Below are 10609 nucleotides of genomic sequence, written 5' to 3' on the forward strand. Positions count from 1 at the left end.
TCGAACAGGTCGCTGTAGGTCCAGTAGCTCATGGCCTGCGCGTAGCCGCGCGTGGCGCGCAGCTTGGTCAGGATCCAGGGCGCGCTGACGTAGCTGTCGTGGACCTTGTCGCGCGGGTTGTAGCTGGTGCTCCACTCGGTGATGTAGAGCGGGATGCCCGGGAAGGGCGAGGCTTCGATCTCCTGCCGGTTGCGGCGCACGTCGCCGATGATCGAGTTGGGGTCGGTCGCCAGGATGCGGTCGGACTTGCCGAACTCGTCGAGGAAGCCCTCGGTCACGCCGTAGGTGTGGGTGGTGACGAAATCCACCGCCACGTTGTGGGCCTTGGCATAGGCCAGGAACTCGGGCACCCAGGCCGCGCCGGCGGTCGACGGGCCGCCCACCTGGAGCGTCGGGTCGATCTTCTTGATCGTGCGCGCGGTGTTGGCGTAGAGCTCGAAGTAGGCCTTCTGGTCGGCGTTCTCCCAGAAGTCCTTCAGGTTGGGCTCGTTCCACACCTCGAACGGCCATTGGCGCACTTCCTCGATGCCGTAGCGCTGGATCAGGTGGCGCACGAAGGCGTCGATCAGCTCCATCCACGGGCCGGGTTGAGGGTGCGAGGTGTTGCCCTTCCAGTAGAAGATGGTCAGCGGCGAGGTCTTCATCACCCCCGGGGTGAAACCGAGCTCGATGAAGGGCTTGATGCCGCGCGCCAGCATGGCGTCGTAGAGCTTGTCGATGCCGGTCCAGTCGAAGACGAGCTTGTCGCCGTCCTTCTTCACCGTGCCGTAGGTGTCGTGGAAGATGTCGTGGAAGCGCAGGTAGCGAAAGCCGAGTTCGTCGACGGCGGTCTTGAGCTGGGCCAGGTTCTCGGGCCGGCCGGTGGTGCCGGGGTAGTCGGCGCCGACTGCGAGGTCGAAGAAGCGGTCCATCGGCTGGCTCGCCGCGGCGCGGTCGATCGTCACCTCGCGGGGCGCGGGTGGCGTGGCGTGGGTGGTGGCGAACAGCCCGAGGGAAAGCATGGCCGCCGCAAGCGGGCGGAGAAGGGGATTCGGCATGGGAATCAAAGAGATGGTCATCTGTGCTTGCTTCAGTTGCTGTACAGCAGGCCCCGGCCGGTGCCGCTGACGTAGATCCGTCCGTAGACGCTGTGGTCGGCCGCCATCACGCCGATGCCGCCGAACTGGTGGTCGTCATCGTTGAAGCGCGTCCAGGTGGCGCCGGCGTCGTCGGAGTGGTAGACGCCCCACACGCCGTGGATCACGCCCACCACGTAGACCGCCGCCGAGTACGTGGCCCCGGGAGCGGCCTTGCCCAGCGCGATGAGGCTGGCGCCTTGCACGCCGTTGGCCGACGCGAAGTGGTGGAGCTTCGTCCAGGTCGCGCCCGAATCGACAGAGCGGTACACGGCATTGCCGTCCGCCAGCCAGAGGTCGCCTTCGGCATTCGGGTTGACCGCGAGGGAGGTCGTCCACCAGGCGTCGGGGGCCAGGTTCGCAGCCACCGAGCCGGCGCTGAGCGTGAAGGTATGGCCGCCATTGGTCGAGACGTAGACCTTGCCCAGCTCGCCGCTCCACGTGGCACCACCCGAGTCGTAGGCATAGACCTTGTTCGGGTTCTGCCGGTCCGCGGCCAGGCGGTAGCCGCGGCCCCAGCCTTGCCCGACGACCGCGAGCTCGGGCAGGTTGGTCACCGTCCAGCTCGCGCCGTTGTCGCTGGTGTAGGACGGCACCGAGTTCGCCGGCGCCCAGACCGCGCGGTTGCGGGCGGTGACCACGATGTTGCCGTTGCTGCCCGTGTTGTCCCGGGCGCCGGCGGGGAGGGTGGCGAAGGGCATCCAGGTGTTGCCGCCGTCGCCCGACCAGTGGCCGCTGGCGGCCCCGGTCGAGTTGACGACGCCGACCGCCGCGATGTAGAGCGGGTCGGCCCACGCCAGGTCGGCGGAGTTGCCGTTGCTCCAGCCCGTGCCGGGGTTGAGCGTCGGCGCCGTCGCCAGGTCGGTGTGGACCCAGGCGCCCACGTCGCCTGCGCTGTTGACCAGCAGGTACGACGAGCCGGCCGGCGGCGTGACCACAGCCTGGACCGCGATCTCCTCGATGCCTTCGATCTTGCCGTTCCAGGTCGGCGTGGCCGCGGATGCGTTCTTCGTCTCGATGACGCCGCCGCCGTGGACATGCAGGATGTGGTCGCGGTCGAGCGGGTTGATCTTGACATCGTCGACCCAGCCGGAGGCGGTCTCGCCCGGCGTCATGGCCTCGATCTCGCGCCAGGTCAGCCCGGCGTCGTCGGAGAGCTGCACGATCTGCTGGCCCTCGTAGTTCCCCCAGGTGTTCGTCACGCCCAGGGCGATGCGCGTGGTCGCGCCGCTGCCGTGGACGGCGAGGCCGCCCAGGCCGGGGTTCGTCCATTCGGTCGGATCGACGCTCTTGAGCAGGGTCCAGTTCGTGCCGTCGAACTTGTAGAGCCGGCCGGGGCCGCCGGCGCCGGGCCCGGCGTCCTGGGTGAACGCCACGTAGAGCATGCCGTCGGCGGCGCGCACCATGTGTGGAACATGCATGCCGGAGACCGGGGCCGCCACCGGCGCCCACGAAACGCCGGCGTCGGTGGACCGGTACAGGCTCGACGACAGGCCCGCTGCGTTGACGTAGTCGGGCGAGATGGCGGCGTAGATCGTGGGGGTGGCCGTGCCGCTGCCCTTGGTGCCGGTGTCGAAGACGACCACGCCGACGCCCTTGCCGCTGCCTCCGGCCGCCGAGACCTGGTCCGGCGTCATCTTCACGGGCGACAGCGCGCTCACCTGGGCCCAGGTGCGACCGGAGTCGGCGCTCTTCCACAGGCCGGCCTCGCGCGAGCCGAAGAACAGCGTAGAAGGCTTGTTGGGGTCGACCACCAGGCGTTCGCCGATGGCCCGGCCGGGATTGTTGCCACCCAGGGCGAAGGGCAAGGCGACGTGCGTCCAGTGGTCGCCTCGGTTGGTGGAGATGTACAGGCGACCGTTGCCTTCGAACGTGTACATGCCGGTGGCCATGTAGACGAGCTGGTCGTCGTTCGGGTCGATGGCGATGCTCTCGATGCCGTGGTAGCGGCCCTCGGCGGCGCCGAAGCCGGCGCCATCGGTGATGGGCGTCCAGGACGTCGTGGCCGGGTTCCAGCGGTAGGCGCCGCCGATGTCGGTGCGGGCGTAGAGCAGGTTCTCGGTCGTCGGGTGGAAGACGAGGCCGGTGACGTAGCCGCCGCCGCCGAACTTCACGCTTTGCCAGGTGACGGGCTGGCCGGGCGTCCAGCCGTCGCCCCCCGGCGGTGGCGCCGGCGGGGGCGGGGGAGGCGTCCCACCGCCTGGCGGCGGGGCAGGCGTTCCACCGCCGTCACCCCCACCACCGCCGCAGGCTGCCAACACGCTCGAGGAGAGCATCGAAAGAACAAGTAGTCGTCTACTGCGGCTGGTCATGGGCGGGCCTGTGTCGAACGAGGCAATGTCATGGCGCGTCGGCGCCAATCAGGGGGCGGACTGGGACAGCGGTTCGAGCACCACGGCGGCACCGCCGGCTGCGGCCTGGCGCAGGGTCAGCACGTCGCCGCGCTGGACCGTGCGCACGCTGCGCTTGAGCTCGCGCGCGACCTCGCCGTCTTCCCACACGGTGGCGCGGTGCTGGCCCGGCGGCAGGAAGTCCAGCTTCACGCGCGCGGTACGGGCCTCGTCGGCCGTCATCGCACCGATGTACCAGTGCTTGCCCGAGCGGCGCGCGAGCACGATGTCGCGCCCCGGCTCGCCGTCGATGAAGCGCGTCTCGTCCCAGGCGGTGGGCACGCGCTTGATGAACTCGAAGCCCGGTTCGCCGCGGTAGTTGGTGGGGTCGTCGGAGACCATCTGCAGCGGGCTGTCGTAGACCACGTACATGGCCAGGGCCTGGCCGCGCGTGGTCTGGGTCAGCGGCATCACCGCGCGCACGTCGAACTGCGAGGGCGGCACGTTGCGGAAGCCGCCGGGCGTGTAGTCCAGGGGCCCCGCCAGCATGCGCGTGTAGGGCAGCATCAGGTTGTGCCGCGGCGTCACGCGCCGGTCCATCTTGTTCCACTCGGCGCCGAGCACGCCTTCTTGCGTGATGTAGTTGGGGAAGCTGCGCTGCAGGCCGGCGGGCACGTAGGCACCGTGCATGTCCAGCAGCATCTTGCGTTTCGCGGTGGCCTCGGCGACGCGCTGGTAGAAGGCGACCATCTCCTGGTCGTCGCGGTTCATGAAGTCGACCTTGATGCCCTTGATGCCCCAGCGCGCATAGGTGTCGAGCACCTCGTCCAGGCGCGGCGCCAGGTGCTCCCAGTGCACCCACAGCAGCAGCCCCACGCCCTTGTCGGCCGCGTAGCGCACCAGCGCGGGCATGTCGATGCCATCCGCCGGGCGGGTGATGTCCGTGGTGGGCAACGGGTCGCAGCAGGGCCCGGCGCCCCAGGACCAGCCCGCGTCGATCAGGTGGTAGGGGAAGCCGGATTCGCCGGCGAAGTCGATGAAGCGCTTGTAGGCCGCCAGGTCGGGCTTCACGCCTTCCAGCGGGCCCGACCACCAGTCCCATGAGGCCTTGCCGGGCTTGACCCAGCTGAAGTCACCCTGCGGTGGCGGGTTGAGGTTGCCCACCAGGTGCGACTCGATCAGCTCGCCGGCACGGTCGGCCATCATCACGGCGCGCCAGGCGGTCGTCAGCCCGTTCGCCGAGACGACGGCCGGGCCTTCGCGTTTCGGCACGGGGGAGAGCCGCAGACGCAATGCCGGGCCATCGCGCCACAGCGAAGCACCGGTGTAGCCGTGCAGGCTGGCCTGGGTGATGGCGTAGTGTGTGCGGCCCGAGGGCGTGGCGCAGACCACCGGCACGTCGTAGGCCGCGTCCGTCTTGAGCTGCGAGACGCGCAGGCGCTCGAACTGCGCCTCGTGCGCGCTGTCGACCGGGGTGACCAGGCACGACGGGTCGCCCGCCGGCACGAAGGCAGTGCGCTCGGCGCGCAGCTTCACCGGCCCGGTGCCTGCGAGCCGGTAGCGGAAGGCGATGCCGTCGTCATAGGCGCGCACGTCCAGCATCAGGCGACGGCCCGCGTCCCCTGCTTCGTTGAAGGTGAGGGTGGCGCCGCGGTAGTGGTCGCGTGCGCTGGCCGCCTTGGTGGCCACGAGCGGGACCATGCGGTCGACCGTCACGTCCTCGCGCGACTCCAGCTTCAGCGCGCCCAGCGCCGGAGCGCCGTCCAGCTCCAGCCCCAGCGGCGAGGTGGCGATCACGGTCTCGCCGCGGCGAGCGACGGTGAAGGTGGTTCCGTCCTCGGCGATGCGCAGCGTGGTGCGGCCATCAGGCGAGGTGACCACGGCATCCGCAGCATGGGCGGCTGTGCCTGCCAGGGCCCACAGGGCGCAGGCGGCGAGCCGGGTGGGGGCGTGCGTCTTCATTGGCGTCATGGTTGGGTGGTTCAGTGCTTGGGCACGCTGACGACGACGATCGATTTCGCCGGCAGCTCCAGCGTCAGCCCCTGCGGGCCGGGCCGCGCGCTGTACGGCGCGGGCACCACGGCCTTGGGCTTGTCGAAGGTGTTGTGGGCGTCGATCGCCGCGGCCGTCAGCACGCGGCCCTGGGCCGCGGCCTTCAGGTTGGTGGCCACGCGGGCCGGGCGCTGCGGGTCCAGGTTCACCAGCGCCAGCAGCGTGCTGCCGTCGGCGGCGCGCGCCACGCTGGCCTCGACCGCCGGCAGCTCGATGTCGCCGGTGCGGAAGGGCGGGGCCTGCAGCTGCGCCTGCAGCGGCGTGGCGCCGCGGAAGGGCTTGTAGAGGTCGAAGGCGTGGAAGGTGGGCGTTAGCACCATCTTCGCGCCTTCGGTCAGCGCCATGGCCTGCAGCACGTTGACCATCTGCGCGATGTTGGCCATCTTCACCCGCGCGGTGTGGCGATGGAAGGCGTTGAACGACACCGCGGCCACCATCGCGTCACGCAGCGAGTTCTGCTGGTACAGCGCGCTCGCGCCCTGGGGCGTGTCGTACCAGGTGCCCCACTCGTCGACGTAGAGCGCGATCCGCTTGGCCGGATCGTGCTTGTCCATGATCTTCGTGATGGCGCTGATGCGGTTGTCGATGCCGCGCGCCGAGTGCAGCGTCCTGGCCCAGGCCTGCATGTCGAAGCCGGTGGCATCACCCTTTTTCGACCAGTCGCCGGGCATGGTGTAGTAGTGCAGCGTGAGCGCATCCATGTGCGCTGCACTGCGCTGCATCAGCACCTCGATCAGGTGGTCGTTGCCCGTGCCGTCGCCAGACGCCACGCGCACCGTCTGGCCGCGCAGGAAGGTGGCGTACTGGTTGTGCAGGTCGGACTGGTACTCAGGCCGCATGTTGCCGCCGCAGCCCCAGCTCTCGTTGCCGACGCCGAAGTACTTGATGGTCCAGGGCTTGTCGCGGCCGTTGCGGCGGCGCTCGTCGGCCAGAGCAGTCTTGCCGTCGGCGGTCATGTATTCCATCCACTCGGCCATGGCCCGCGGTGGCATCGAACCCATGTTGCCGGCCATGTAGGCCTCGCTGCCGAGCTGCTCGACCAGGTCCATGAACTCGTGCGTGCCGACGCGGTTGCTCTCCGTGCCGCCCCACCACTTGTTGAAGCGCACCGGGCGCTTGGCGGGGTCGCCGATGCCGTCGCGCCAGTCGTAGTCGTCGGCGTAGCAGCCACCCGGCCAGCGCATCACCGGGATGCCGACCTGGCGCAGCGCGCCGACCACGTCGTTGCGCCAGCCGCGCGTGTTGGGAATGGTCGATTCGGGGCCGACCCACAGGCCTTCGTAGACACCCCGGCCGAGGTGCTCGACGAAGTGGCCGTAGACCGTGGGCTCGATGCGCGGGCCGGCCGCCTCATTGGTGACGGTGAGCTTGACGTCGACAGCCTGCGCAGCGGCCCCGAAGGCGGTGCACAGGGCCAGGGCAGCGGTGGCGAGAATCTTCATGGGGTTGTTGTTCACAGTTCGGGGGTGATGCGGAACATGAGCACGCCGTGCGGGGCGACCTTGCCGCCATGGCTGCCGCTGACGTTCTTCGTGACCTTCTTGGACCACAGGTCCTTCACAGTGGCCTTCTGGGTGGCGGGCAGGCCGAGGCGGTCCCAGCCGAGCTTCATCTCGGCAGGCGTCTTGCCGCGGTTGAAGAGCACCGCGGCGTATTCGCCACCCTGCAGCGGGCGCACCCAGATCTCGAGCTCGCCCTGCCTCAGCACGCGGCGGCCCTGCTTGCCCAGCGGATCCTGGTCGACGGCGATGACGTCCTTGTTGGTCAGGATGCGCAGCGTGTCGGCGTCCATCCTGGACAGGTCGTTGCCGGCGATCAGTGGCGCGGCCAGCATGGCCCACAGCGAGAAGTGCGACTCGTACTCGGTGGTCGACATGCCGCCGTTGCCCACTTCCAGCATGTCGGGGTCGTTCCAGCCGTTGGGGCCCGCGACCGCCGCGCGCTCGACCTGCAGGTCGAGAATGTTGGTCATCCCGATGGACCAGTCCTTCTGGCCCTCCCAGGCGTCATAGATGTCGCCGGTGGTGCGCCACAGGTGGCCCACCGTTGGGCCCCAGCGCTCGGGCTGGTTGCCGCCCCATTCGCAGATCGACAGCACGATGTCGCGGCCCGATTCGCGCAGGGCCTTGGCCATGATGGTGTAAGCGGCCTCGGCGTTGCGGGTGCCGGTGTGGCACCAGTCGTACTTCAGGTAGTCCACGCCCCACCGGGCGTACTGGCGCGCGTCCTGGAACTCATGGCCGGCGCTGCCGGGGCGGCCGCCGCAGGTGAGCGAGCCGGCGTCGGAGTACAGGCCGAACTTCAACCCCTTGGAATGCACGTAGTCGGCCAGGGCCTTGATGCCGCTGGGGAAGCGCTCGGGGTCGGCCTGGATGTTGCCGTCGGCATCGCGGCTCTTCTGCCAGCAGTCGTCGATGACGATGTACTGGTAGCCCGCGTCCTTCATGCCGGAGGCCGCCATCGCGTCGGCCTGCTGGCGGATCAGGTGCTCGCTGACGTCGCACTTGAACCTGTTCCACGAGTTCCAGCCCATCGGCGGTGTGGGCGCCAGGTTGGGCTTGGGTGCGTCGAGCTTGAGGGTCTCGTGGGCGTGGGCCGGTGCGGAGACGGCGGCGAGCATGGCGGCGCACAGCGCCGCGCTGGCGGCGGCCGCGTGAAAGGTGCGTGAAGGCAGTGGTGTCATGGTCAGGTGAGTTGCCAATAGAGGCTGTAGCGCTCGTGCGCGACGCGGTGGAAGGGGATGAGTTCGATATCGCCGCCAGGCCCCGCGGCGCGGAACAGCAGAGGCGCGCCAGCAGGCCGCACCGCTTCATCGAGCGAGCGGCCCCGCAGCGCGAGCCGGGGCAGGGGCGTGTCCGTGGTCTTCAGCACCCAGCCGTAGTCGTGCTCGCTGGCGATGAGGTCCGCGCCGGGCTGCAGGCCATCGCGGCCCATGCGTGCGGCCAGTACGAGCGGGCCATGCATCACGGCGGCGACATCGCTCGCACCGTGCAGCGCCTGCAGGTGCAAGCGCATCGGCAGCGCCACGTCGATCGCGTCGCCAGGGTGCCAGCGGCGGTCGACCTCGACATAACGGCCCGGTTGGGTGCTCTCGACGAGCGGCTTGCCGTTGAGGGTGACGGTCAGCTTGTCGCACCAGGCGGGGTGGCGCAGGCACAGCCTGAAGCGCACCGGCGAACCGGCCTCGATGGCCAGGCGGGTGGACGCTTCGTCGGGAAAGGTCGTCGTCTGGCGCAGGCGCACGCCCCTCTCGGCCCAGTCCAGCGTCGACGCGATGAACAGGTTGACGTACAGCGACGCCGGGTCGCGCGCATCCTGGAAGTAGATCGAGTCGCCCAGCTTGGCGAAGTTCTCCATGCCGATGCCCGTGCAGCACCAGAACGAGCGCTCATGGGTGCCGTAGAGCTTGGGGTACGCCGGGCGCAGGGCCTGGAAGTAGGTGACCATGCCCGTGTCCGGGTCCTGCGACGCGAGGATGCCGTTGAACAGCGCGCGCTCGTGGTAGTCGGCGTAGGCCACCGAGGGTTCGGCCGTGAACAGCGCACGCGTCAGCCGCAGCATGTTGTGCGTGCAGCAGGTCTCCATCGTCTTGGCCGAGCCGAGGTGCTTGCGCGCGTCGGCCGGCGGGAAGAAATGCTCGGCTTCGCCGTTGCCGCCGGTGGCGAACGATCGCTTGTGGACGACGGTGCCCCAGAAGTAGCGCGCCGCCCGGGCACAGCGCTCGTCGCCGGTGGCCTCGGCCAGGCGCTGGAAGCCGATGACCTTGGGGATCTGCGTGTTGGAGTGCTGCCCGTCGAGCGCGTCGCGGCCTTCGGCCAGTGGATCGAGCAGGGCGCGGTGGTTGAATCGCTGCGCCAGCTGCAGGTGGCGCGCGTCGCCGGTGAACGCGTGCACGTCCGCCATCGCTTCGTTCATGCCGCCGAACTCGACGCCAAGCATCTGCTGGAAGCGCTCGTCCCCGATGCCCTGCGTGGCTTGCACCATCCAGTCGGCCAGCCGCCGCAGCACGGGCAACGCCTGCGGGTGGGCGGCGTGCCGGTGGGCGTCGAGCAGGCCCACCAGGATCTTGTGCATCGTGTACCAGGGCACGCCGGTCACTGGCCGGCCGGCGATGACGTTGCGCAACTGCGTGTCGCCATCGGGAAAGGCACAGACCAGGCCACTGCCGCCCGCCTGCTGGCAGGTGTTCAGTTCCTCGACGACATAGGCCACGCGCTGGTGAAAGGCCCCTTCGCCGGTCGAGGCCCACATCATCGAGCAGGCGCTCAGGTAGTGGCCGAGCGTATGGCCGGGGCACAGGTCCTTCGACTCCCAGCCGCCGTAGCGCGCCGCCTTGGGCGCCAGCCCGGCGTTGGCGCGAAAGCCGTGCAGCAGCCGGTCAGCGTTGAGCGACAGCAGGTAGCGGGCGTCGAGCGCGCGGGCCGCTTCGAAAGGCCCGGGCAGCAGGCGCACGCGCTGCAATGGAAAGGGCCGGGCGCCGGCGACGCCGGGCCCGACGGCGCCGGCCGCCGGTGCGACGGCGGCGAGCATGGGCGCCACCGCCGCGCTGGTCAGGAAGGCGCGGCGGTCCGTCACCCTGTCACCACGCCGCCACGGATCTTCACGGCCACCGCAGGCGAGCCGGCCAGCCCGTCAGGCAGCTTCACTTCCAGCCAGCGGTGGGTGCGCTTGAAGGCCAGGCTGTCGGGCGAGCCGACGGCCTGGATGCTCTCGATCGCGCCCTGGGCCAGGGCCGACCCGTCGGCCAGGGTGTGGATGCGCAGCTTGCCGTCGCGCGGCCAGCCCAGGGCGATGGCGTACAGCACGCCGCCCTTGGTGGTGAAGCGGATGTCCTCGGCGGTGAGCGGCTTGGAACTGCCCTCGCTGAACATGCCGCCGGTCACCTTGGTCGGGCCTTCGCCGAAGGTGCGCCAGGGGCGGGTGCCATGGATGGCCTCGCCGTTGCGCGCCATCCAGGCGGCGATGTCTTCCAGGATCTTGCGCTCGTCGGCATCGATGGTGCCGTCACCGCGCAGCGGCACCGACAGCAGCAGGTTGCCATTCTTCGAGACGATGTCGCACAGGCGGTGGATGACCGTGCTGGCGGGCTTGTACTGGTGGTTGTCGAAGATG

Annotated in this window: 7 protein-coding genes; all 7 read right to left on the reverse strand. The window is 69.7% G+C overall.

Going from position 1 to position 10609, the window contains the following annotated elements; translation table 11 throughout:
• The coding region (locus VFY73_RS01020; protein WP_329716039.1) for a GH39 family glycosyl hydrolase at nt 1-1001 on the reverse strand (1001 nt) is incomplete at its 3' end.
• A 68-nt stretch (nt 1002-1069) separates the two neighbouring features.
• Nucleotides 1070-3391: a dockerin gene (locus VFY73_RS01025; RefSeq protein WP_329716040.1), complete on the reverse strand. Its 2322-nt coding sequence runs from the start codon at nt 3389-3391 to the stop codon at nt 1070-1072.
• Nucleotides 3392-3475: 84 nt separating this feature from the next.
• Nucleotides 3476-5407: a glycoside hydrolase family 97 protein gene (locus tag VFY73_RS01030; protein WP_329716041.1), complete on the reverse strand. Its 1932-nt coding sequence runs from the start codon at nt 5405-5407 to the stop codon at nt 3476-3478.
• Between the two features lie 20 nt (nt 5408-5427).
• Complete coding sequence (locus tag VFY73_RS01035; protein ID WP_329716042.1) at nt 5428-6939, reverse strand: alpha-N-arabinofuranosidase; 1512 nt, start codon at nt 6937-6939, stop codon at nt 5428-5430.
• 11 nt (nt 6940-6950) lie between these two features.
• A complete protein-coding gene (locus VFY73_RS01040; protein ID WP_329716043.1) occupies nt 6951-8180 on the reverse strand; it encodes a glycoside hydrolase family 27 protein in 1230 nt (409 codons plus the stop codon).
• A 2-nt stretch (nt 8181-8182) separates the two neighbouring features.
• Nucleotides 8183-10072 (reverse strand): glycoside hydrolase family 127 protein, encoded by a 1890-nt coding sequence (locus VFY73_RS01045; protein ID WP_329716044.1) that lies wholly within the window; start codon nt 10070-10072, stop codon nt 8183-8185.
• A partial coding sequence (locus VFY73_RS01050; protein ID WP_329716045.1) for an alpha-L-fucosidase occupies nt 10069-10609 on the reverse strand: 541 nt, incomplete at its 5' end. The genes VFY73_RS01045 and VFY73_RS01050, both read right to left, overlap by 4 nt.

It is taken from the genome of Ideonella sp. (genome assembly GCF_036277275.1).
In the GTDB taxonomy this organism is placed as follows: Bacteria; Pseudomonadota; Gammaproteobacteria; order Burkholderiales; family Burkholderiaceae_C; genus Ideonella.

What these genes read in the sequence shown, in the direction of transcription:
- VFY73_RS01025 (WP_329716040.1), bottom strand. Translation starts at nt 3,391, where the DNA reads ATGCTCTCCTCGAGCGTGTTGGCAGCCTGCGGCGGTGGTGGGGGTGAC.
- VFY73_RS01030 (WP_329716041.1), bottom strand. Translation starts at nt 5,407, where the DNA reads ATGAAGACGCACGCCCCCACCCGGCTCGCCGCCTGCGCCCTGTGGGCC.
- VFY73_RS01035 (WP_329716042.1), bottom strand. Translation starts at nt 6,939, where the DNA reads ATGAAGATTCTCGCCACCGCTGCCCTGGCCCTGTGCACCGCCTTCGGG.
- VFY73_RS01040 (WP_329716043.1), bottom strand. Translation starts at nt 8,180, where the DNA reads ATGACACCACTGCCTTCACGCACCTTTCACGCGGCCGCCGCCAGCGCG.